A 21,896-nucleotide genomic window follows, 5' to 3' on the forward strand; every position below is an offset into this window, starting at 1 on the left:
TACTAACGTACCTCAATTTCTCTTTCAGCAGCAATGACGATTTGAGGTTCAGTAAAGACTACACTTGTTTCTTTACCTTTTTCAATTCTGTGAATTCTAATACCATCCTCAGTAGCATTTTCCTGCTCTGCAATAGTGGCTAAACTTGTCCAACAATCACTATTGTGTGTAGTTGCAAAAACTTGCACATTTAATCTTTTAGCTGTATCCCAAATCAGTTCCCACATATCAGACATCGCCGTAAAATGGAGTCCGGTATCAATCTCATCAACAAATAAGTATCCATCTTTAGCACACACTGTAGCTAGTGCTAATCCTAAGATACGCCAAATACCATCACCCATACTGCCGATTGGTACACGCTGATTACTATCAGAAATAAGTACAAAAAAACCGCCCCGCGAATCTAAGGAATACCTAGACTTTCGAGAACTAACTGGAGCAATCCGTTGAATTTTAGAGTCTATTCTATGAAGTGCCTGCTCTACAAGTTTTTCTTCAGGCGTTAGTACTATCTGATCAAATAGTTCAATCATCTTCTCGGTTCCTAGAGAAGATGATGTGACAAATTGTATTTTTGGTGATGAATTTTTAGGATCTCTACGCAATTGACGAGTATAATCTTCTACAAAAATCCCACCATTAGCTGATAGCGGTAGTCTCCAAAGCTTTTCTTCTCGCCCATAATTCCACTTAATACTGAAATCTAGTTCCCTTAATGCATCTGGGACTTCATCATATAGAAATTCAGGCGATGAACCAAGTGGCTCTTTTGAAGAAATGTTGCGTACTTCTATTGATACAATAAGCTCCTCTTGAATATTGCCACTAGTACCTGTTATTGAAAATTTGCTCCCCAATTCAATCTCGTGACCATAAAAAAGGTGACGAACATCAAGGTCTTGAGCTTGACCTAACCTTAATCTACGTTCACTACGCTCATCATCAAAAAAATATTCACTCCGGTTAGTCATTGTCTGACGTAGTGGATCAAGATTATTGCGTGAGCATAAAAGTTGAATAGCTTCAAGTATTGATGTTTTACCAATATTGTTTTTACCAACAAGTAGGTTGACTCTACCAAGTTGCTGAAGCTCGAAGGACTGGAAACTACGGAAATTATCTATTTTTATCGTCTTCAACATAATTTTGCTAGCCGGAGATAACAAAGAGTTAATGACTGGTATTAGCATAAGCAGTCTTAGCACTTCTCACTTTAGCAAAAAGGGGCGATCGCCTTTGTAAATTGAGATAAATTAGGCGCTCGCACTTTATCCCAATCCCTCAACATCAGCACTTTCCCCTTCAAACTCAACAGGCTCAAACTTCACTTTGTTATATAAATCCTGTAGGGAAATTTCAAATGGTACGGTTACAAGTGCGATCGCTTCATCTTCTTCATCATATTCACGAAGCGTCCATTGCTTTTTCCCAGTTTTGGAAAATTGATCTACATGAATCCGAGTTTGGTCAATTAATAGGTATTCCTGGAAAGTGGAAATAGTTCGGTAAACCTGAAATTTATCTTCGCGATCGTAATTTTTAGTAGATTTAGACAAAACCTCAACAATAACTTGGGGATTTGTAATAATATCTGTACGGTTATTGAAAAATTCTGGTTCACCGGCTATTACTGTCACATCTGGATACGTGTAGATACGCTTTTGGTGTATCCACAAACGCATATCGCTATTAAACACTTCGTATTCTTCTTGTCTGAACGCGAAGTTTAACACAGCATAGAAATTACCAGCTATACGGTTGTGATTTGCTGTTCCACCTGCCATAGAAATTATTTGCCCATCAATGTATTCACTTTTGTAGTCAGCAGCTTCTTCTAGCTCTAAATATTCCTCTGGGGTATAGTATCGCTGTTTTGTGATTTGCATAATTTTATCAGGTAGCAATGTTTAACGATACGGAGCATCTAGTGACCCATGTTTACCAAACAGTTTAACGTGGTTAGATAGAGGTGTTATGTGCTTTCTACAAAGTGAGCGTAGGCGCAGCCCAACCTAAGCATAGCTATGTAAAACAAAGTTTACTAGCTTCTTTTCCTATTGATAACCAGCGGCTTGTAAGAGAAACAACTTGGCATAACGTCCTCCTAGCTGTAACAAATCTTCGTGAGTTCCTTGTTCTATAACTTCGCCGTTTTCTATAACTAGGATTTTGTCAGCCATTCTTACCGTCGAGAAGCGATGGGAAATCAAAAGTACCATCTGATTTTGAGTAATAGCGCGAAAATGATTGAAAATCTCAAACTCAGCTTGGGCATCTATTGCTGATGTTGGTTCATCTAACACCAAGATATCTGCTTGCGATCGCATAAAAGCACGAGATAGAGCAATCTTCTGCCACTGTCCCCCAGAAAGTTCTTGTCCTCCCTTAAACCAACGACCAAGTTGAGTCTGAAAGCTTTGAGGTAATTGGTCAATAAAAGATTGGGCCATGCCTTTTTCAGCAGCAGTTTTCCACTGTGTTTTGTTTTCAAGATGTTCTACATCGCCCACGCCAATATTCTCCCCCACAGTGAACTGGTAGCGGACAAAGTTCTGAAAAATCACACCAACGCGACGCCGCAACACATCCACATCCCATTCCTGCAAATCCAAGCCATCTAAGAAAATTCGCCCAGAATCTGGCGTGTAGAGTCGGGTCAGTAGTTTGATTAAAGTAGTCTTACCGGAACCGTTTTCACCCACAATTGCCAGTTTTTCTCTGGGTTTGAGATGCAGCGAAATGTTTCTCAAGGCTGGCTTGGAACTTCCCGGATAAGTAAATGAGACATTCTCAAAACGGATACCATCTTGAGAATTTAACCCAATGGTTGCCTTACCCCAAGATTTTGGTACTTCTTCTTCCAGAAAATCGTAGAGATTTGATAGATATAGGTTGTCCTCATACATCCCTCCAATAGAAGTGAGGGCATTGGAGAAAGTTGATTGTCCTTGGCGAAAAACGGTGAGATACATTGTCATATCTCCCAAGGAAATCTTACCTTGCACTGTTTCCAGAACAATCCAAGCATAAGCTAGGTAAAAAGCACCAGTACTCACTAAACCCAGGAGATAGCCCCACAATCCTCGCCGCAGAGTTAAATCACGGTCTTCACCATAGAGTTGTTCAAATAGGCTGCGGTAACGTCCTAGCAGCATCTCTCCCAACTGGTAGAGTTTAACTTCTGTGACAAAATCTTCTCTTGCTAATAGATTTTCTAAGTAGTGCTGTTGTCGAGTTTCTGCCGCCCGCCAACTAAATAAGCGAAAGCCTTCTCCAGCAAACTTAGTTTCTGCAATAAATACAGGCATAGCTGCCAAAATCAGTACCACCACTGCCCAAGCTGAGAAATTTACTAGCAAAATCCCATAGGTGATTAGGGAAAGGGCATTTTGCACCAATCCAAAGGTGCGGTTTACTAACGAAAGGGGACGAACCGATGCTTCTCGTCGGGCATTAGTTAATTTGTCATAAAATTCTGAGTCTTCAAACTGTCTAAGATCGAGTGTCAGCGCTTTTTCTAAGATGAGTACATTTACTCGCTGACCCATTAGCGCCCGCAATAATGACTGACAAATAGTGATTCCTCGCTGACTACCTGCTAGTAAAATTACAGCGATCGCTTCTAATCCTACATAAAATAGCGATGGATAAATATTGACAAAGCCATTGCTTTGTGAGTTAGCTTGAGAGGCAAATACCACTGCATCAACAATTAATTTACTGATGTAGGATATCGCCGCCGGTAAAAGACCAGCCACTAAAGTTAAACTAGCCAGAAAAATAGTAAGCGATCGGCTAGTAGTCCATACTAAGCTTACAGCCCGTCCACTGTAGCGGAAAACCGTCAGTGATTGGCGTAGGATATTTCTTTTTTTTTAATTTTCATCTTTTTTGGCGAGATACCCCAGCTTCCGCGGATCTTCCTAACTCTTTTAATCTTTATATAATTTTAACAACAAAGAACTCAGAACTCAGTACCTAGAATGACGAGTATGCGACTGGGTGGTGAATACCATGCTGAAGTTAACGGATATTCTGACTCCTGTTAGCGGTAGCGGGGTGTTTAGCCCATTCTGAATTCTGACTCATGTTTACATTTTTATCCCCACAATCTCCGACCAGCTTTCCCACTTAATTTTTGGTGAGTATCTTCTAACAAAGCTGGAATATCTAACTTTTCTGGACAGCGAGGCAAACAGTCACCACATTCTGTACAACGGTTGCCTTTCATTCCAGGGAACCAGTGACCGGCATTTTCAAACATTCCGTAACGATATTGTCCATAGTCTTTCATATCGTATGCCACTGCAAGATTACGTAACCGTAATACCTCTGGAATATTGATATTTTCTGGACAGGGCAAACAAGCATAACACTGGCTACAATTATCAGTTTCCAAAGCAAGTTTTTGGTGATTTTCTAACCGATGGAAAGTGGAAATTTCTGCTGATGTTAACTCTTCATCATGGTCAGCAACTTGTAAAGGTTCTCTTAATTCATCTGGGTTAGCTGGACCTATACTCAAAGTAGTAATACGGCGATCGGCAAGTAAAAATCGATAATTTAATTCTAAGGGTGAATACGGATAGCACAGGTCTTTTAAAGTTTGAGGTGGCGTGTAGAGGCGTCCTCCCTTATCAGCAGGGGAAATAATGAAAATGCCCATATCCTTTTCAGCAGCAAGTTGAATCGCTGGTGCGTGCCGTTGAAAAAAATAGTAATAATGCAGATTGACAAATTCAAATAAATCTGTATTTATTGCTGCCAGAATTAGCTCTAATGGTCCGTGAGTGGAAAAACCAACGTGTCGGACTCGACCATCAGCAACAGCTTCTTCTACGGCTTGCATACAGCCATTTTTGGTTTGCACCCACTCCAAATGTTGCCACGTATTCAAACCATGAACACCTAAGCAATCTAAATAATCTAGTTGTAATCGTTCTAAGGATTCGTCAATGTACCGACGCATGGTGTCAGCATCTGCTGTGGCTGAGATTTTGGTAGTGACATAAAGCTTCGTTCGGGGTACTGACAACCCAGCTTTTAGCGCCCTACCAAAATACTCCTCGCTTTTGCCGTAACCTCTGGCGGTTTCTAGATGATTAATTCCTAGCGCTAAGGCTTGTTCGATAGTCTGGTGAGCATTTTCAAAAGAAGCTAAGTAACGCATTGTTCCCAAGGAAAAAACCGAGAGGCGCAGATTCGTTTTTCCAAAGCGTCGGTATTTCATAAATTGAGTCCTGAGTAGTGAGTCCTGAGTAGAAATACGATTAATAGTGTCTCTACAAGAATGAACAGAGAAAGAATAAAGAAATTATTTTATTCTCTAGATTCTCTATTCTTTCTCAGCACTGGCTCAACCCTAGCTATCCGCTAACAGCACTCAGAACGGGCTAAACGCCCCGCTACCGCTAACAGCACTTTCCTAGCTGTCGCCATTACCAAAGCGCTTGATCAAATCTTCAGGACGGAGATTAGAAATAAATTCACGGAAGGCTTGCTGTTCGGCTTCATCTGCATCGCGATCGACAGGGATAGAAGCATCGGCAATGACTTCTTCCATTACCCAAATGGGAGTATTTGTACGGAGGGCAATAGCGATCGCATCGCTAGGACGCGCGTCAATTTCCTTTTTGACCTCGCCTTGCTGGACAATTAAAGCTGCATAAAATGTATCCTTTTGCAGGGAATGAATAATGACTTTTTCTAGAGTCATATTCCAAGTCTCTAGAATATTCACAATCAGGTCGTGAGTTAAGGGTCTGGGAGGCTTCTGATTCTCCAGCGCGCCCATAATTGCCCTAGCCTGTTCCTGACCAATGTAAATTGGCAAAGCCCGCCGATCTGAAGAATCTTTCAAAAGGACGATCGGGCTGCGAGTTATGGCATCTAATGCTATGCCAGCGACTTTCATTTCAATCATTGGCTAGGCCTCTACAATGCTTTGTGAGCCTTGGATGCCGTGTAATAAATAGCACCCCTTTTTAGGCGGTTTGGTGACAGTAATAAACATAAGCATTCGTTCTCTATAATTGCTTCTATTAAACTCCGAACTTGTGGTGAAAACCAGAGTAAGTCAAATTGGTCTTCTTAAACAATAACCTTCTTACCCAAGTATGCCCTGTGAAGGATGCTAATGTGTTAATATTCCTATGCGAAAAAAAGTCAGAAAATATACTTGGATGTTCGAGATTTCTGTGACAATTACCAATTGATTTCAGGCAAAATTAGGCAATAAATAGAGTTAGTTTGACAAAAAAGCCGTGTTTACAGGATTAATCCAGGCATTAGGTACGATGGAACCCTTGGGGGGCGATTCTTGGCAAATTACTTGTGTAAGCCATTCGGGTGAAGTAATTATGCAAGATTTGGCTTATGGCGACAGTGTTGCTGTAGATGGTGTTTGCCTGACAGTGGAACAAGTTTTAAAAGACGGGTTTATTGCCACGGCTTCACCGGAAACTCTACGCCGGACAACCTTGGGAGGTGAGCAAACCCAACAGAGATATGTCAATTTAGAAGCGTCGCTCAAGGTAGGCAGCAAAGTTGGCGGTCATTTTGTGATGGGTCATGTAGACGGCATCGGCCGATTGCTAGTGGCACAACAAACGGCTACTTCTTGGGAAATGACCTTTATTGCTTCCGTTGCGATCGCACGGTACATTGTCCCCAAAGGTAGCATTGCCGTCAATGGCATCAGTCTCACAGTCGCCGATTATGAGCCAGAACTCTCCCAATTCAAAGTAGCGGTAATTCCCCTGACATACAGCGAGACAAATCTTCGCTATTTGGTTGCTGGAAGTCTAGTGAATCTAGAAGGGGATATTCTCGGCAAATACGTGGAAAAATTCCTTTATTCTGGCAACCCCCACACCACAGGCACTGATGACAATAGTATAGATGGCATTACACCCGCATTCCTAGCAGAACACGGGTATTTGTAAGTAACTAAAGGAGTTTGGAGTTTGGAGTTTGGAGTTTTAAATTCATAACTCTTCACTCCTAACTTTCTTCTAACTGCCTGGTTCCTGGCTTACCTGAGCGGTTTGCAAACCTCGCACTAACTGACTGAGGGCACTTTGTAATTCCACACCTGGGTCAGAAGCAACCCACCCATCTTGTGTCAAGTGGCGGACTTCAAAGTGCAAGTGAGGACCTGTGGAGTTGCCGGTGCTGCCAACTCGCCCGATGACAGTTCCAGGTTGTACCCACTGACCGGGTTGAACAAGGATTTCTGACATGTGACCGTAGAGAGTTTGTTCAGCGGATTTGTGATTCAGGATCACGGTTAAACCATAACCACCCACCCAGTTAGCAGTTTCCACTTGACCAGCAGCAGCTGCCAAAACAGGTGTTCCTGTAGGCGCACCCAAGTCTGTACCTGCATGGAAGCGTTGATTACCTGTGATTGGATGAACTCGCCAACCAAACAAAGAAGTAATGGGAGCGGGAATAGACAAGGGATACATCATTCCCGTACCACTATAGGCAACTCTCCCCATGTAGGGGATTTGTGGCAATACTGATGCCAGTGAGAAGTCGTAAGCTACGTTGCTAGGGCGGGGTGCAATGTTACCATCTGCCATTGGTGGCGGTAAAGTCCCACCACTCGGTGCAATGGGAGTTGCACTAACTCTTGTGGGGCTGAATTCAGCGGGAGTCGGGATAAACCGATTCGGGCGATATGCGGTCTTGGTGACACCGCTAGAACCACTTTGAGCAGCACGCCATCTACTGGTATTGCCAGTAGTTGCAATTTGCCGCACGGGTGGAACTACTGCTAATTGGGCGTTTTGACTTCTTCTGAGCCAATTAGGTGCTGGTTTACCATTAGAATCAGCTACACTCCTCTGGGGTACTTTGGCGCAAACGCCGCCTAATACGCTTTGCCCTGAAGGCAAGGTGGCTCGACAACCGCTGGAGCGTTCTGTAAGAATTACAGAGTTTGGTGCTTGATAAGTACCTGTTGCACCACTGTCATAACTATTAGGATCGATATAGGCGTTATTATAATCCTTGGTTTTCTCCGCCGTTGCACTGACAGGGCTGTTAGAGTTATTTGATGGTTGAGCAACTACTGGTAGTTTTTCAGGTGCATAGCGGGCAGGGGTATTGGGTTTTTCCTGTCTCACCCTTACAGGAGTAACCTGTGAGGCCTCTACTTTGGGCTTTGACTGTCTGATAATCACCACAGGTTCAGCAGCTTCGATTTTGGGTGTAGACTGCCTAACTGGCTCTTTTGATTGAGCAACCTCTGGCTTGCCTAGTCTCTGTCTGAGTCTGGCTCGCCGTTGGGAAAATTCCGGTTGCGCTTGAGAGGTTTCCGGCGCAACAGCCTGTTTTTTAAAAGTCGAGGCTTTAACTGGATTTGTAACTGCTGTTGGTTGAGAACTTTCAACAGTGGGAACGATGTTGTCTATTTGTGTTTCCGTTTGGGCAAACACGAAGCCACCGCTAAGGAGGCTAACGCTACTCAGCCAACAGAGGCTCTGAGCTGGTAGTGTTGAGGCAAAACGTTTTTTTGTTAGACCTTGTTGCCATAAATGCAAACGATGATGGGCAGAATTATTGCGCTGCGTCATTTGTTCTCTCAGTTGTGTGTAATTAGCCTAAAGAGATGATGCTAGTGGTTTGTCTTGCCCAAAGAGCGAAATTTTGAACAAACCTCAAATTTAAACGGAAGATTTATGGTACCCCAAACTGATTGTACCGGGTTCAATATAAATTTCCGGTGTAATTAGTCCCTTTGTATCATGTGTTTCTAAATCAACTCGTAAATTTCCTTGAGGAGTCACTCCCACTACTGTACCTAAAAGATTATTGACGTACACACGATCGCCTATGTTTGTAAGCAAATCTAAATAGCGAGACAAGAGTATGCTTATTCCTTCTTGGCAAAGGCACTCCATACCGGATTCTATTCCCAGCAAGACTTTAGAGGTGAGAATTTCCAGACAAGAAATTGGTCTAATATCATGGCAAGCTTGCCATGATTCCAGATTGATTCCAGTTTCGGGTACTGGGTTTATCCAGTTAATACCTACACCAATTACTGCTTGAGTGATTTGTCTTTTGTTTACTTTAGTTTCTGTCAAAATGCCGCCTAGTTTGCGACCATTTAAAACTAAATCATTGGGCCATTTTATCCCAACATCTATACCGCATTGGCGCAATTGCGACGCGATTCCCCAAGCAGTAGCGAAAGTTAGCTGGTAGCTGTCAGTAGCCTCTATTTTATGGTCGAAAGAAATCGCCACGGAAACATATAATCCCCCAGCCGGAGAAATCCACTGGCGTCCCCATTGCCCCCGCCCAGCAGATTGCTGAGTTGCGATTACTACTGTTCCCGAAATAGCCCCTTGGTTGAGTAGGTTCCAGAGGGTTTGGTTGGTTGAGGAGACGCTTTCAAAAAAGTGAAGAGAAAATGGTAAATATGTATGCTCACGCCCTTCTTGCAAGGCTGCTTCCAAGTTTTGCAGATTAAATCCCACAGCAGTTAACCCAAATTCCGTTGTTCAAGTTAGCATTGATTGGCTGATGAGTGATTTCTGTTTAGGTTTGATTGAAGATGCACACTTGGCACTGGCGCAATTGGGAAGGACTCCCCTATCTAACTTGTAGTATTCTGGAAAGTTGGCACCACGGCTTCTTTACCCAACAGTTTTGGCCGCGATCGCCACAAGTTATCACAGAAGTATTGCAACCAGAGGCATCAGTCTATCGCTTAAAGCAGGTTCATGGCAATACTGTTCTCACCCCTCAAGAAGTTGAAACCTTCTTAAGCACTGCTGAGGAGGATTTAGCATCGGCAGATGGTTTAATGAGCGAACAGCCAAGACAAGCTGTTTGGGTCGCTAGTGCAGATTGTACACCCGTGCTAATTGGGGATGTGCAAACTGGACGGGTAGCAGCATTACACGCGGGTTGGCGGGGGACTGCTAAAAAGATTGTTCCCTTGGCGATCGCTAGATTACAATCTCAAGGCAGTAAACTCGATGATTTGAGAATTGCAATGGGCCCAGCGATCGCTGGTGAGGTATATCAAGTCTCAATCGAAGTGGCTGCCGAAATTGGGGCTAGCATTATACCACATGAAGACGAACAAAAAATTGTTCAAGCATTGTATGAATTACCAAATTCACCCTTACTGCAAGACCCCAATCCAGGAAAGGTAAGGTTAGATGTCCGGCGAGTGAATACCTTACAACTGGAAAATATGGGAATTAGTGCAGAACAGATTGCGATCGCACCTTATTGTACTTTCCAAACTCCAGAGCATTTCTTTTCTTATCGCCGGGAGAAAGAGAAAAAAGTACAGTGGTCAGGGATTGTTAGCGGTAAAACGAGTAAATAGTTTATATTCTCATCACAGGATAGTTAGGATGTTCAGGATTCGGGATAAGTTGTTGATTTCTACAGTCCACCAGTAAATCCAGCGTTTCTAGAACCGTCTGTCCAAGCAGGACTATATTCCCTGTAACTAATGTGGCTTCGGTAGTTTCCCGTCCTGCAATTCAATAATTACGGGTTCAGTTACTCCTATAGATTCTTCACTACCATTGGCGTATTGAGCAATCTGCTGTCCTCGAATTCTCAAACCAAGTTGCTGGACAATAGACATGGGTAGCACAGTACGTACTGCCCCTGTGTCCACTAATGCTTCTGTTTCATACACCCGCAGCATATTTGGATTAAGCATTCCTCGACTGACAAGCGCTTCATGAATGGCATTAGTGAGCTTAACTTTGATGCGAACTGAACCCATCGGTTGATTGCTGGCAGAATTGGCACTATTGAGATTTACCATCATCTGTATAATTTTGGGAAATTCTTTAATTTAAAGCTTCACTCAACAGTTCACAGTGTATTAAAGCGCCATCCACCAAAGATTGAATTTTCTCTGATGATAAAGGATCGCCATTGGCGTAATGCTCCATCCAAGTCAGACCAATCAAATTGGGGTCATCGGGTAAACTTGCTAAATCCCACCCAGGCATTTCCAAGTCTTCCATGAGACGATTTACTTTGGGGTCATAACTGAGAGCAAAGCAGCGACAACCTTCAGCAGCAGCCATAATTAAACTGTGCAAACGCATTCCAATCGCCATTTCAACGCCGCGAAACACACCTTTTAAAAGTTGCGGATCTTCCAAACACAAAATCTGGCTGACATCTTTAAGGTGTGGTTGAATAGCTTCGGCAATACTTAAATCTTCACTTTTTTGAAATGGCAGTAATAAAATGAAAGCCTGTGTAGCTTTTTGAAAGTCAACTAAAGCGCGAGTTAAATTTGCTAGACGTATTTCCGTAAGTTGGGGATGCGATCGCAACGTTACCGCAACTCTCGGCGCAGGTAAATCCCAAAGTCCCGGTACTGGTTTAGATTCCAACGCCCAAACTGGGTCAGGAGCTATAATACAAGGAATTTGCCAATCAGATAATAAAGCCGCACTGGCGCGATCGCGGACACTAATTTTGGTACAATTACTAAAAGTTTGCCGTGCCAACCAACGAGTTTGCGGACGCACTAACGGGCCAATACCCTGCGCCCAAGCGACGGTTTTTAAACCCATTTTTTGCGCTAATGCCATCAGTCCACCATAATAAAATGGGCTGATGGTACTTGTGACATCTTGAATGAGACTGCCTCCGCCCCAAATTAAGGCATCACTTGAGCGTAAAGCTTGCAGTACAGCTAAGGGAGCCATGCGATCATAGGTTTCTACATTGTAGCGATCGCGCGTTTCATTTGGATTACCAGAAAGCACCACAGGCGTTACGTGAGATGGTAACATTTGCAAAAGCGTTGCCAATAAAGCTTCGTCACCACCATTACCTTTACCGTAATACCCAGACAATAATGCCCGTATGTTGACCATTTTGGATTTTAGATTTTGATTAATAGCTATTGTTAAATGAATCTCTGTCTCCCATATAGATGGTAAACTCATTCCCAAGTTCTATAGCAGTGGTCAAACGTCACAGCTATCCATAGCAGACTTGTCCTAACCAGGATAGCAGCCGCTATAATTAATTACATTTTTTCAACTCCGAAGTGTTGATTTCCGGTTTTATCGACAGAAGTCTTGCTATCTTGCGGTTTCTTGGTCTGTGCTTGGATACTTCGATACTTGGATAAAGGTTACGATCACCGATCGCTAAAACTAGCTAATAGAATAGACATCTAGTGAAAAGACATCTAACGAAAAATCCTTGTAGAAACGCGAAATTTCGTGTCTCTACAAGGATTTAAATTTGAAAAACATGGGTTTTGTTACACAAAAAGTAGGAGTAGAGTTCTAATGTGGAACTTGAAAACTGGTATTTTGCTACTCACACTGAGTTGCATAATTGCAACTGGTATAGCCGTATATCTTCTTGGCGGCATTGAACCAGCACAAATTCAAGCTTTGCTAAAATCTTCTGGTATCTGGGCACCTATTATCTATATTGCTTTGTACGTTGTGGCAACCATGTTAGTTTTGCCCTCAACGGTACTAAATTTGACTGGAGGTGCTATTTTTGGCCCTTGGCTGGGTACTGTCTGGACTAGTATTGGAGCAGTGATTGCAGCAATAATTGCCTTCATTTTTACTCGGACTATTGGACGCAAAGCAGTTGCAAAACGACTAGCAGGACGCTGGCAAGCTATGGATGCTGAGGTGCGTCGTGGAGGGCTTTTTTATATGTTTGCCATCCGATTAGTACCAATCATGCCCTATGGCTTGGTCAACTTTGTCGCGGGACTGACTTCGATTAGCTTTAAAGATTATGTTCTAGGTACAACACTTGGTACTGTTCCTAGTGTCTTACCTTTTGTATTACTAGGTAGTTCTGGTCTGAAGGCAGTGAATACAGGAGATTTTTTGCCGCTAGTCCTTGCATTAGGCTTAACTGGAACGCTTGTAGCCGGGTCTACTTGGTATCGCCATCGTCGAACTTTTCCCAAAAAAGCTGTAGAAAAGCTTAAACAATCAGACTCTTCAGATGACTCAACCTAAAGAATAAATAAACTATAACAATCTGACTTGAGTCTTATTAGGTATGGTGAGAAGCAAATCTTTATAATTACAAGCAGTCTGTCAGCTGTTAAAAAATTAAACAATATTTTTAGATGTTACCAAAGTATTCATTCATTGTTCCCATTTATAACGAAGAAGAAATTATTCCAGAACTATACCGCAGACTGAGTGCAGTAATGAATCGGATGGATGGGCTTGTCGAATTAATTTTAATCAATGATGGTAGCCGCGATCGCTCCCTACAATTACTACGAGACCTCCATCAAAAAGACTCCCGCATTTGCTATCTGAGCTTTGCTCGTAACTTTGGTCATCAAATTGCAGTAACTGCTGGTCTTAATTTTGTCCGGGGTCAAGTTATTGTCATTCTTGATGCTGACTTACAAGATCCACCAGAACTAATCCCCGACATGGTTGAAAAATGGCGACAGGGCTATCAAGTCGTTTACGCTCAACGCACTCAACGCCTTAAAGAAGGATGGTTTAAGCGTTTTACTGCCTACTCTTTTTATCGAATCCTTAAGAAGCTTGCAGATGTAGAGATTCCTACAGATACTGGTGATTTTTGTCTAATGGATCGGCAGATTGTAGATATTCTCAATTCTATGCCAGAACGTACCCGCTATATTCGTGGTTTACGTTCTTGGGTTGGCTTTCAGCAAACAGCAATTCAGTTCGAGCGCAATCCCCGCTTTGCTGGAGAAGTTAAATACACTTTTAGCAAATCCTTAGCCCTTGCTATCAATGGTCTAGTGTCCTTTTCAATAGTGCCACTGCGGTTATCAACCTACTTAGGCTTACTAGCAGCGACGGCGGCCATCTTTATGGCTTTATTAGTCTTGTATTGGCGTCTTTTTGTCCCCCATTCGCCTTTAACCGGGTTTACGATTATTTTGATGGCAATTTTCTTTCTCGGATCTGTGCAGTTAGTCAGTGTTGGCATCTTAGGCGAATATATAGGACGCATCTACGAAGAAGTTAAAGCCAGACCCCTCTATACTTTGGCAGAGGTAGGTGGTTTTGATCGCAAATCTTCCAACTCAACGAGCAATTCTGACAAACTAGATAATTTAGAAGACGCTTACAAATAAGAATCTTTGGCATTGCATAATAAAGGTTTGTTTAAACAAATATAAAATTCAAGCTACATATAACCTTGACAGTGCTACTCTCCACTCCAAATCCCTAATTCCCAACTCCTAGCTTTCTTATGCACACCCTTTCGATTCCCACCTGGATTATTCATGTTTCTAGCGTTATTGAGTGGATTGCCGCCATTTGGTTAATCTGGACTTACGGCGAACTGACTAATAACCGTAGCTGGTGGGGATTATCCCTTGCGATGTTACCAGCTTTAGTCAGCGCTATGTGTGCCTGTACCTGGCATTATTTCGACAACGCCGAATCTTTGGAATGGATGGTAACGCTTCAAGCTACCATGACTTTAGTTGGTAATTTTACGCTTTGGGCAGCGGCGTTTTTGATTTGGCGTTCTACCAAATCTGTTAACACTGTTGAATCAAAACCTATTAAATCAGAGCAATGATTTCTAAAGAAACCCTGTTTGCACTTTCACTGTTTCCCTATTTGGGTTTCTTGTGGTTTATCAGCCGCAGTCCGCAAATGCCGCGTTTGGCGCTGTATGGATTTTACGGCACTCTCGTCTTTGTTGCCATTACCATCCCGGCGGGGATTTATGCTGTATTGCATTATGGCGAGTCTTTAGCCAATGTGGATTGGTTGCACGGTAGTGCAGAACTATTTTTGACGCTTTCTAACATCTTGCTTGTGCTAGGTTTTGGGCAAGCTGTAAGGCAATTAAAAATGAAAAATGAAAAATAGTAAATTCAGCTATAGATAGCGTTTTGATTGCAATGAGGAAGAGTTAAATGGACGTAATTCCAGCGATTGATTTACTAGAAGGGCACTGTGTGCGACTGTATCAGGGAGACTACGATCGCTCGCAAGTTTTTAGCGAAAATCCTGCTGATGTTGCCAAACAGTGGGTAGATCAAGGTGCTACCAGATTGCATATAGTTGATTTAGACGGGGCCAAAGCAGGTAAAGTAGTAAACTTGGGAGCAATTGAAGCGATCGCTCAAGCAGTGTCAGTACCCATTGAAATTGGTGGAGGATTGCGCGATCGCACCAGTGTACAACAAGTATTTAATCTAGGCATACAGTGGGCAATTCTCGGAACTATTGCCGTAGAACAACCCCAGTTAGTGCAAGAACTTTGTCAAGAATTTCCCGAACAGATTATTATCGGTATTGATGCCCGTAACGGTCGAGTCGCAACTCGCGGCTGGTTAGAAACCTCGGAAGTTTTAGCAACTCAACTGGCTGTACAAATGCAAGAATTGGGCGCAGCCGCCATAATTTACACAGATATCCAGCGGGATGGTACACTTACAGGCCCAAATTTAGAAGCTTTGCGAGAACTTGCAGCAGCAATTTCCATCCCGATAATTGCTTCTGGCGGGGTAAGTTCTGTCACCGACTTGTTGAGTTTGTTGGCGTTAGAACCTCAAGGCGTGACTGGCGTAATTGTGGGACGTGCCTTGTATACTGGGGATATTTTACTCAAAGAAGCATTACGAGCGATCGGGCCTGGACGAATTCAGGATATTCCACCCAATCTCGGTTTTTCTACCTTTGCTTGACATTTTCTTGGCAAGTTCGACAAATAGACCATCTTGTAGAGACGCGATTCATCGCGTCTTTACCCAAGAATGTATTGCAATCATTAATTGAATTGATATTAGTTTAATTATTTTGACAACTATCTTTAGATAGATAAGGTAAATACTACGTTATTTCTGATTACAAATCCCTTGTTAATTGTGAAAAATCTACACCTTACATTTAATTGGTTTTGTCAAGATGTAATCCCTTGTATGATTTAAAAAATTAGCAAGGCCTTCTCTGGACTGAATTTATATTCATGCTTTCAGTAGATACAATTATGACTTTGCAAATGCAATAATGAATATGTTCTCAAACAATAAATAGTTGCTGTAGTTCAGATAAAAAATTCAGATTTTATCAGACTCTAGTAACTTTGGTTTTTAAACAATTGTTTGATGTTTTGAGAAGGTAACACAATGAATAAAATCCTAAAACGCGCACTTTTACCCAGCCTCATGGCTGCAAGTTTAACTGGTGTAACCTTAGTTCCCGCCAAACCCGCTGCTGCTGATGACCAAGTATTAAGAGATGCAGGTATTGGGGCTGTTACCAACGTTGTAACCGGAGCTGTTAGGGGAAATGGCAGTGTATTAGGGAATGCTGTTAAGGGTGGTGTCACTGGTGCAGCCGTCAATGGTGCAAATGGTCTGAGAAATACTCGCAATCGCCGTCACCGGAACGCTGCTCAAGATGTCGGAGTCGGTGCAGGGGCTAGCGCAGTAACAGGCGTAATTACTGGCGATAAAAGAGATACCCTTGGCAATGCTATTGATGGTGCAGCTGTTGGTGGAGCAATCCATCTATTAACCAATGGTAAATAATTTGTAAATTCATCGACCTAAAATATTTTCCAACGGTTAACAAACTTACCCCTCCCTAATTGCTCTCCTTCGTAAAAGGAGCAAACCTAACCTCGCTTCCCTAGTAGGGGAGCGAGGTTATAGGTTAGATTTCTTTGAGATATATACCACCGTCAGGATCGGATGACGTTAGGTTTAATAGTAATCCCTAGCCCTTCAACGCCTTTCTAAAGTTTCGACGATAAGACTGATTTGTAATAAACAAAGCTGGCCATAGCAAAGATAAACCAATCCGATTGGTCAAAGTTGGATTAAAATTAGTCCGTTCAAACCCCTTCCAAAACTTCCAAACGCCGCCTCCGTAAACCCCTATTAAGCCAATAAAAATTAAGGTACTCATTCCCATCAACTCCGTTAGTAACTGACAGAATTTAAGTTAAGTTTTACCACACGAGGTAATCACCTCATAAGCAACACCGAGAAGGTATGACAAAACTCCCCAGTTTTGATATCTATTCTCTTATTCCAGTGTAAAATAGCCTCATTGAGGTTTTTGATTGATCGCTCTCAAAAACTCATATAAAGACTTTTCACTTCAAATGTTGCTACAAATGGGCAGCAGAGACATTTATTCTACTTATCATAACTTTCTGGTATACCCACTGGTGATAAACCTGCGATCGCTCGTAAGTTTTGGCAACGAATCAACTCAGTAAAATTGAAACTGGAACGTCCTTCAATTTTGGCTACCGCTTCAATTGCTGATAATAGGTGCTGTGCTGCTTCAACTTCTGAATAACCACGCCGCTGTGCTATTCTAATTGCAGCTGCATCCGCATTTAACTCTGACTCTTGAGATTTATTAGTGCGCCAGATCCGAAAAGCCGCGATCGCACTTAATCCCCCAGCTACAGCAACGCCCACTACATCTGACTGTGCTGCTTCCAAGATTCCGCCTAACAGCCCAGCCAACACGACACCTTGATAAATGTCGGGTTTAAACCACTTCACCCCCGTCAACCAGCTAACCATCTGCAACAGCAGCAAATCTCGTTGCGGCTTTGGCAAGCGACGCCACAAATCAAAATTAATATATATTGGTCGCGCTTGGTTCCAGGGTTGAGGAAAGGAAGCGTCAATCACTTTTGCTTGCTCTGGCTTACTAACGATTTTTGTCGTCATCCGACCAGAAGCAGGCATCACATCTAACAAACGGCGAATTTCAACATTTGGCTCCATAAATTTAATTATTAGCCATAATGTGCATAGTAACTAGGTGTGTAAAAAATAAAGTTTTCGTGCTAACCTTTGATTTATGAGATGCTCTCGCAGTCTTGAAAATAGATTCAGATCGAGTCATAAGAATATTAATTAAGCAGTTTGATAGTACGGCGGGATTTTATAGTGATTCGTTTGCCGCCAAATTCCAAACCTGAAAATTTTGGCTTGCCATTAAGACTATATTTGTAACTACATGGACGCTTTTTCTCCCCTCCCACCTGAATGGACGAATAAGGCAATACACGCTTATGATTTTTGCTGTCCTAAATGTCACTCAAGTAGCCTAGAAGCTGAAAAAGTTTGGCTAAATCGGCGATCGCCTGTACTTACAGAAGACCGTCGTCGCAAATGGCAAGAGTTTTATTACTGTCACTGTGGTTCTGTGTGGTGGGCTTGGAGTAGCGATCGCCCCCCAAAAGATATATCCAATCAGCCAGATTACAATCCTACATAACTAATTTTCTTTCTAAACAAAACCCCACTTAAAAGTGGGGTTTTGTTTATCTAATTCTGAGCTTTATATTGCATCACCAATTTTAGAAGGTGAAAGTAGTACGTAGAGTACCTACATATTCAGTGTCGTTAGCGTCGTTGTGCTCTGGATTGAAGATTACCAACAAGCCAGGTGTTACCTGAATATTATCGGAAACCTTGTATTTGTAAAGACCCTCTAAGTGATAAGAAGTACTGTCGTCGAAGGTAGTATTACCGGCGGCTGTTTTGATGCTACCACCAGTAACTTTGGGTGGTTGACCAAAGATCACACCTAAGACATTGCCTTCTCCACCAAAGTCTTTCAAAGCAAGCGATCCAGCCCAGTACCAAACATCTGCGTCTGCACCCGCATTAGCACCAGTAAGAGCATCAGCTGTTGTATAACCCCCCCAACCACTAATAGCCAATGTAGAGCCGAGTTGGAAGGTAGCTTCTATACCGTAGTTATTGGATTCAGTGCGAGTACCAGCCCCAAAGGGATTATTGGCAAAAGCGCTACCTGTACCTTGGAAGAGACTGTTAGCTGCATTGCCAGCGAAGTAACTACGGGCGTAGGTTAGACCAATATTGAAGGCTTTGTTGGGTTTGAAAGTTAATTGACCGAAGATGGTGTTATCACCATCGAACAGCCCATTATTAAGACCGGGATTATTAGCACCAAAGATATTAGCAGCACCACTTGAAGGTGCTAAATAAGCACCAGTCAAGCTGATAGCTTTATTAGGATTGACAGTAACAGTCAAAGCAGCAGAATTTTGACCTTGACGGTAAATGGGGCTAAAACGTCCATAGCGAGAGAGCGCACCTCTACCAGAGCTTGCAAAATCAGGGTTAAAGGTGTTTACGTTTTCGTATAATTCACCACCACTAGCGTCAACTTTGACACGCGCCGCGTCAGAAAAGTTGAAAGCATAGTTGATTTTATCAATCACAACCGAGTTGCCGTTATCTCCATCAAAACCCAAGCGGCTCATGTTAGTACCAGTGCCGGTTGCAACACCACCAACAACGCTACCAACATTAGAAATGGTATTGTTAGCATTCAAACGGATTTGTAACTGGTCTGTACCAGTAAAACTGCTGTACAAGTTCAAACGCACCCGGTCAGAAAAAGTGGTGTTAGAATTCAAGTCTTGAGTAGGAGTACCACCAGGAACTGCTCTAGTGTCACCAAAAACATCAGACACAGCGAAAATTGCTTCTCCAACCAACTTGGTGGTAGTGGAGAACTGATTAGCTTCCAACTCAGAAGTGCGGGCTTCTAGTCCATCAACACGACCACGCAGAGTTGCTAGTTCAGCAGAATATTCTTCTTGTAAGCGCTGCAAAGTAGCTAAATCTTGTTTGCTGACCAAATCAGCGGTAGCTGTAGCAATCAGTTCGTTAACTCGATCTAAACAGGCATTCAAACCTGCGGCAAATTCGTAACGGGTTAAAGCACGGTTCCCACGATAGGTACTGTTAGGATAACCTGCAATACAGCCGTAGCGCTCAACTAGAGATTGTAAAGCTTGGAACGCCCAATCTGTAGGCTGCACATCCGAAAACTGAGAAACTGATGTTACCTGACTCATGTCGTTAGACTCTTGAGCTTCAGATAACTGTCCAACATTTGTTACCTGTTCGTTGACTTCAGCAGCTAAGGCACTATTGGCAACCAAAAATGTAGCAGCTAATACAACCGGACTAACCTTAAAAAGATTCCAGAATCGTTTTGTCATGTTTTTATTTTCACTCACACCTACAATAATCCAGTCATGACAAAATGCTTTAAACACTTCTCTTTCGTGGATTTTACACACAATCACAGCGACTATTATACCTTTATCCTGTGATTATTACAAGCAATTCAGTTAACATGCTGCTGAACTATATATAGTTTTTAATTAATTTATTTGGTAGGCGCAAAATAATGCAGCGTTTGTGACGTAAAAGTGTTCCTTCTTCCTCTAGCTGCTGTAAGAGCCGAGTAACTGTTACTCGCGTAGTATTTAAGACTTCAGCAATATCTTGATGGGTAACATTTAAATCAATTAGCTTTCCCTTATCTACGTCACGGCCAAATTTTTCACTTAACCATACTAAAAACTGCCATAAGCGTAGCGAAATTGGTTTTTGATGCACAATGCTTAGTAGATCCTCTGCTTGTTGAATATGAGACAACAAAGCATTAATATCCTGATGCCACAAATGAGGTGGCACAATGCTTACTTCCACGCCCGTGAGACATTCAATCTGGTAGGGCTTGACTCTAGACAAAGGATAGCCGATCAAATCCCCTAGTCCCCAATAACCGAGAGTGATGAATGTTCCATCTTCACTCCATGTTAAGGTACGAACTGCACCGTATTCAATGCGCCAAAGTACATCATTTTGAGGTGGAATTACCTCCCGACGGGTAAATATCTGCTGGGGTAATTGTCTGCTGAAAGCACAGCTATTTGACACGGCAGAAGAGTTTGAAGTAGGACTTGGGGAATACATCATTAACCGTAATTACGCAATTATCAAGGAATCTCGCTATTTACAATGATTAAGAAACTCTAATAATTTGCATCAAAATTTATCTGTATATCGGAAAGTCTATTCTTCACAATTAGAGATAGAGACTAACTCAAAATCTTCTGATGGTAACAACTTTTGCTTAAGATATCTATCAGTGAGATAGAGCCAAAATTTTTTGTTGTTTATCCGTTACTTTAATTGTGTAAGTTTAAGAATAGGTAAACTTTTAGTAAAATATTTAGTTAAGTTATTTTTAATTATTTGGTATTTTCTGAAGACTAAGTAAGTATGTAGGCGCAAACAATTATTAAGAGAGTAGGGTGTAATGGCTTTACTAAATCGCTGGATTTAGATCCCCGGCTTCTTGCAGATACCAGTAGGGTGGCTTTCCGAAGGGTAGAAGTCGGGGATCTGGGCAGCATATCAATTAGGAGCGTTGACCTGTGACAATATATGATACTCTCTGACCAATATTCGTAGCATGATCTGCCATACGTTCCAGACAACGAATTGCCAGTGCCAGCAGTATAATTGGCTCGACTACACCAGGTACATTTCGTTGTTGGGCTAAAGTCTGATAAACGTGATCGTAGGCATCGTCTACAGTATCATCCAGATGTTTTAAACGGCGTCCACTAGCTTCATCGAAATCTCCCAAAGCCTTTAAGCTAGTTGCTAGCATCGCCTGCGCGTGAAGGGACATAGCTTCAATGTCGGGCATTGACGTATGAGGCGCGTAAGGAAAAATTTTAATCGCAATTTCAGCTAAATCCTCAGCATAATCGCCAATGCGCTCTAAATCTCGCACCAGCTGCATAAAGGCACTCAAGCAGCGCAAATCGGGAGCTGTAGGCGCTTGTAGCGTCATAATCGCCGTACATTCTGATTCGATTTGTCTATAAAAGCGATCGATCTTTTTATCTAATCGAGGGAGTTCCTCAGCTGCTGTTAAGTTACGAGCAAATAACGCTTGGTGGCTGAGGCGAAATGATTGTTCTACCAAGGCACCCATGCGTAATACGTCCCGTTCTAAGCGCCTAATGGCGCGTGCGAGTTGTGGTCTTTGAGGATTGGGAGTATAATCGACGGCTTTCACACTTGT

General features: G+C 42.4%; 23 protein-coding genes. 9 read left to right on the forward strand and 14 right to left on the reverse strand.

Annotation, left to right across the window (positions count from 1 at the left end):
- Positions 1 to 2: 2 nt before the first annotated feature.
- The 5 genes from HWQ43_RS01500 to HWQ43_RS01520 all read right to left on the reverse strand — a co-directional run bounded on the left by HWQ43_RS01500 (position 3) and on the right by HWQ43_RS01520 (position 5,926).
- On the reverse strand, positions 3 to 1,145 hold the full coding sequence (locus HWQ43_RS01500; RefSeq protein WP_292729224.1) for an ATP-binding protein: 1,143 nt from the start codon (positions 1,143 to 1,145) through the stop codon (positions 3 to 5).
- Positions 1,146 to 1,271: 126 nt separating this feature from the next.
- Positions 1,272 to 1,889, reverse strand: coding sequence for a Uma2 family endonuclease (locus HWQ43_RS01505; RefSeq protein WP_292729226.1), 618 nt, complete (start codon positions 1,887 to 1,889; stop codon positions 1,272 to 1,274).
- A 168-nt stretch (positions 1,890 to 2,057) separates the two neighbouring features.
- Positions 2,058 to 3,866: an ABC transporter ATP-binding protein gene (locus HWQ43_RS01510; RefSeq protein ID WP_292729650.1), complete on the reverse strand. Its 1,809-nt coding sequence runs from the start codon at positions 3,864 to 3,866 to the stop codon at positions 2,058 to 2,060.
- A gap of 236 nt (positions 3,867 to 4,102) precedes the next feature.
- Positions 4,103 to 5,233: an aldo/keto reductase gene (locus HWQ43_RS01515; protein WP_292729228.1), complete on the reverse strand. Its 1,131-nt coding sequence runs from the start codon at positions 5,231 to 5,233 to the stop codon at positions 4,103 to 4,105.
- A 195-nt stretch (positions 5,234 to 5,428) separates the two neighbouring features.
- Positions 5,429 to 5,926 carry a bifunctional nuclease family protein gene (locus HWQ43_RS01520; protein WP_094349146.1) on the reverse strand — a complete coding sequence of 166 codons (498 nt, stop codon included), beginning with the start codon at positions 5,924 to 5,926 and terminating at the stop codon, positions 5,429 to 5,431.
- Positions 5,927 to 6,266: 340 nt separating this feature from the next.
- On the opposite strand from HWQ43_RS01520, the gene HWQ43_RS01525 reads away from it, so the two are divergent.
- The gene (locus HWQ43_RS01525) at positions 6,267 to 6,947 is read left to right on the forward strand and encodes a riboflavin synthase (RefSeq protein ID WP_292729231.1); all 681 of its coding nucleotides are present in this window, start codon (positions 6,267 to 6,269) and stop codon (positions 6,945 to 6,947) included.
- 69 nt (positions 6,948 to 7,016) lie between these two features.
- On the opposite strand, the gene HWQ43_RS01530 is transcribed toward HWQ43_RS01525, so the two are convergent.
- Positions 7,017 to 8,585, reverse strand: a complete 1,569-nt coding sequence (locus tag HWQ43_RS01530) for a M23 family metallopeptidase (protein WP_292729235.1) — start codon at positions 8,583 to 8,585, stop codon at positions 7,017 to 7,019.
- 90 nt (positions 8,586 to 8,675) lie between these two features.
- Complete coding sequence (locus HWQ43_RS01535; protein WP_292729238.1) at positions 8,676 to 9,494, reverse strand: biotin--[acetyl-CoA-carboxylase] ligase; 819 nt, start codon at positions 9,492 to 9,494, stop codon at positions 8,676 to 8,678.
- A 77-nt stretch (positions 9,495 to 9,571) separates the two neighbouring features.
- Between HWQ43_RS01535 and pgeF the strand changes: the two genes are divergently transcribed.
- Positions 9,572 to 10,357 (forward strand): peptidoglycan editing factor PgeF, encoded by a 786-nt coding sequence (gene pgeF, locus HWQ43_RS01540; RefSeq protein WP_292729241.1) that lies wholly within the window; start codon positions 9,572 to 9,574, stop codon positions 10,355 to 10,357.
- Between the two features lie 126 nt (positions 10,358 to 10,483).
- Here the strand turns inward: pgeF and HWQ43_RS01545 are convergent, their stop codons facing one another.
- Positions 10,484 to 10,813, reverse strand: coding sequence for a retroviral-like aspartic protease family protein (locus HWQ43_RS01545; RefSeq protein WP_292729244.1), 330 nt, complete (start codon positions 10,811 to 10,813; stop codon positions 10,484 to 10,486).
- Positions 10,814 to 10,835: 22 nt separating this feature from the next.
- Complete coding sequence (csaB, locus tag HWQ43_RS01550) at positions 10,836 to 11,882, reverse strand: polysaccharide pyruvyl transferase CsaB (protein WP_292729247.1); 1,047 nt, start codon at positions 11,880 to 11,882, stop codon at positions 10,836 to 10,838.
- A gap of 423 nt (positions 11,883 to 12,305) precedes the next feature.
- Here csaB and HWQ43_RS01555 point away from each other — a divergent pair, with 423 nt between their 5' ends.
- The 6 genes from HWQ43_RS01555 to HWQ43_RS01580 all read left to right on the forward strand — a co-directional run bounded on the left by HWQ43_RS01555 (position 12,306) and on the right by HWQ43_RS01580 (position 16,534).
- Positions 12,306 to 13,004 carry a TVP38/TMEM64 family protein gene (locus tag HWQ43_RS01555; RefSeq protein ID WP_292729250.1) on the forward strand — a complete coding sequence of 233 codons (699 nt, stop codon included), beginning with the start codon at positions 12,306 to 12,308 and terminating at the stop codon, positions 13,002 to 13,004.
- A 113-nt stretch (positions 13,005 to 13,117) separates the two neighbouring features.
- The gene (locus tag HWQ43_RS01560; RefSeq protein WP_292729253.1) at positions 13,118 to 14,116 is read left to right on the forward strand and encodes a glycosyltransferase family 2 protein; all 999 of its coding nucleotides are present in this window, start codon (positions 13,118 to 13,120) and stop codon (positions 14,114 to 14,116) included.
- A gap of 119 nt (positions 14,117 to 14,235) precedes the next feature.
- The gene (locus HWQ43_RS01565) at positions 14,236 to 14,571 is read left to right on the forward strand and encodes a DUF2499 domain-containing protein (RefSeq protein WP_292729256.1); all 336 of its coding nucleotides are present in this window, start codon (positions 14,236 to 14,238) and stop codon (positions 14,569 to 14,571) included.
- On the forward strand, positions 14,568 to 14,867 hold the full coding sequence (locus HWQ43_RS01570; protein ID WP_292729259.1) for a DUF3593 domain-containing protein: 300 nt from the start codon (positions 14,568 to 14,570) through the stop codon (positions 14,865 to 14,867). The genes HWQ43_RS01565 and HWQ43_RS01570 overlap by 4 nt, the downstream gene beginning before the upstream one ends.
- 47 nt (positions 14,868 to 14,914) lie before the next feature.
- Entirely contained in the window at positions 14,915 to 15,688 is a 774-nt protein-coding gene (hisA, locus tag HWQ43_RS01575) for a 1-(5-phosphoribosyl)-5-[(5-phosphoribosylamino)methylideneamino]imidazole-4-carboxamide isomerase (RefSeq protein WP_292729261.1), read from the forward strand.
- Between the two features lie 441 nt (positions 15,689 to 16,129).
- A complete protein-coding gene (locus HWQ43_RS01580) occupies positions 16,130 to 16,534 on the forward strand; it encodes a hypothetical protein (RefSeq protein WP_292729263.1) in 405 nt (134 codons plus the stop codon).
- A 187-nt stretch (positions 16,535 to 16,721) separates the two neighbouring features.
- Here HWQ43_RS01580 and HWQ43_RS01585 read toward each other — a convergent pair whose 3' ends face one another.
- Positions 16,722 to 16,913, reverse strand: a complete 192-nt coding sequence (locus HWQ43_RS01585) for a hypothetical protein (protein ID WP_292729265.1) — start codon at positions 16,911 to 16,913, stop codon at positions 16,722 to 16,724.
- A 233-nt stretch (positions 16,914 to 17,146) separates the two neighbouring features.
- Positions 17,147 to 17,752, reverse strand: a complete 606-nt coding sequence (locus tag HWQ43_RS01590; protein WP_292729268.1) for a DUF3318 domain-containing protein — start codon at positions 17,750 to 17,752, stop codon at positions 17,147 to 17,149.
- 235 nt (positions 17,753 to 17,987) lie between these two features.
- Between HWQ43_RS01590 and HWQ43_RS01595 the strand changes: the two genes are divergently transcribed.
- Positions 17,988 to 18,248, forward strand: a complete 261-nt coding sequence (locus HWQ43_RS01595) for a hypothetical protein (protein ID WP_292729270.1) — start codon at positions 17,988 to 17,990, stop codon at positions 18,246 to 18,248.
- Positions 18,249 to 18,330: 82 nt separating this feature from the next.
- On the opposite strand, the gene HWQ43_RS01600 is transcribed toward HWQ43_RS01595, so the two are convergent.
- The 3 genes from HWQ43_RS01600 to phoU form a co-directional block, all read right to left on the reverse strand.
- Positions 18,331 to 20,010 carry an iron uptake porin gene (locus HWQ43_RS01600; RefSeq protein WP_292729273.1) on the reverse strand — a complete coding sequence of 560 codons (1,680 nt, stop codon included), beginning with the start codon at positions 20,008 to 20,010 and terminating at the stop codon, positions 18,331 to 18,333.
- Between the two features lie 148 nt (positions 20,011 to 20,158).
- Positions 20,159 to 20,776 carry a Crp/Fnr family transcriptional regulator gene (locus tag HWQ43_RS01605; RefSeq protein ID WP_292729275.1) on the reverse strand — a complete coding sequence of 206 codons (618 nt, stop codon included), beginning with the start codon at positions 20,774 to 20,776 and terminating at the stop codon, positions 20,159 to 20,161.
- Between the two features lie 445 nt (positions 20,777 to 21,221).
- The gene (phoU, locus tag HWQ43_RS01610) at positions 21,222 to 21,890 is read right to left on the reverse strand and encodes a phosphate signaling complex protein PhoU (RefSeq protein ID WP_292729278.1); all 669 of its coding nucleotides are present in this window, start codon (positions 21,888 to 21,890) and stop codon (positions 21,222 to 21,224) included.
- Positions 21,891 to 21,896 lie beyond the last annotated feature (6 nt).

The organism is Nostoc sp. JL31 (genome assembly GCF_017114965.1).
Taxonomy (GTDB): Bacteria; Cyanobacteriota; Cyanobacteriia; order Cyanobacteriales; family Nostocaceae; genus Nostoc; species Nostoc punctiforme_A.

Bases quoted from the DNA above. Each gene is read 5' to 3' on its own strand.
- HWQ43_RS01595 (WP_292729270.1), top strand. From the start codon at position 17,988: ATGGACGCTTTTTCTCCCCTCCCACCTGAATGGACGAATAAGGCAATA.
- HWQ43_RS01585 (WP_292729265.1), bottom strand. From the start codon at position 16,913: ATGAGTACCTTAATTTTTATTGGCTTAATAGGGGTTTACGGAGGCGGC.
- HWQ43_RS01530 (WP_292729235.1), bottom strand. From the start codon at position 8,585: ATGACGCAGCGCAATAATTCTGCCCATCATCGTTTGCATTTATGGCAA.
- HWQ43_RS01590 (WP_292729268.1), bottom strand. From the start codon at position 17,752: ATGGAGCCAAATGTTGAAATTCGCCGTTTGTTAGATGTGATGCCTGCT.
- HWQ43_RS01555 (WP_292729250.1), top strand. From the start codon at position 12,306: ATGTGGAACTTGAAAACTGGTATTTTGCTACTCACACTGAGTTGCATA.
- hisA (WP_292729261.1), top strand. From the start codon at position 14,915: ATGGACGTAATTCCAGCGATTGATTTACTAGAAGGGCACTGTGTGCGA.
- HWQ43_RS01605 (WP_292729275.1), bottom strand. From the start codon at position 20,776: ATGATGTATTCCCCAAGTCCTACTTCAAACTCTTCTGCCGTGTCAAAT.
- HWQ43_RS01545 (WP_292729244.1), bottom strand. From the start codon at position 10,813: ATGATGGTAAATCTCAATAGTGCCAATTCTGCCAGCAATCAACCGATG.
- HWQ43_RS01570 (WP_292729259.1), top strand. From the start codon at position 14,568: ATGATTTCTAAAGAAACCCTGTTTGCACTTTCACTGTTTCCCTATTTG.
- HWQ43_RS01600 (WP_292729273.1), bottom strand. From the start codon at position 20,010: ATGACAAAACGATTCTGGAATCTTTTTAAGGTTAGTCCGGTTGTATTA.
- HWQ43_RS01500 (WP_292729224.1), bottom strand. From the start codon at position 1,145: ATGTTGAAGACGATAAAAATAGATAATTTCCGTAGTTTCCAGTCCTTC.
- HWQ43_RS01565 (WP_292729256.1), top strand. From the start codon at position 14,236: ATGCACACCCTTTCGATTCCCACCTGGATTATTCATGTTTCTAGCGTT.
- HWQ43_RS01520 (WP_094349146.1), bottom strand. From the start codon at position 5,926: ATGATTGAAATGAAAGTCGCTGGCATAGCATTAGATGCCATAACTCGC.
- HWQ43_RS01560 (WP_292729253.1), top strand. From the start codon at position 13,118: ATGTTACCAAAGTATTCATTCATTGTTCCCATTTATAACGAAGAAGAA.
- HWQ43_RS01580 (WP_292729263.1), top strand. From the start codon at position 16,130: ATGAATAAAATCCTAAAACGCGCACTTTTACCCAGCCTCATGGCTGCA.
- csaB (WP_292729247.1), bottom strand. From the start codon at position 11,882: ATGGTCAACATACGGGCATTATTGTCTGGGTATTACGGTAAAGGTAAT.
- pgeF (WP_292729241.1), top strand. From the start codon at position 9,572: ATGCACACTTGGCACTGGCGCAATTGGGAAGGACTCCCCTATCTAACT.
- HWQ43_RS01515 (WP_292729228.1), bottom strand. From the start codon at position 5,233: ATGAAATACCGACGCTTTGGAAAAACGAATCTGCGCCTCTCGGTTTTT.
- HWQ43_RS01505 (WP_292729226.1), bottom strand. From the start codon at position 1,889: ATGCAAATCACAAAACAGCGATACTATACCCCAGAGGAATATTTAGAG.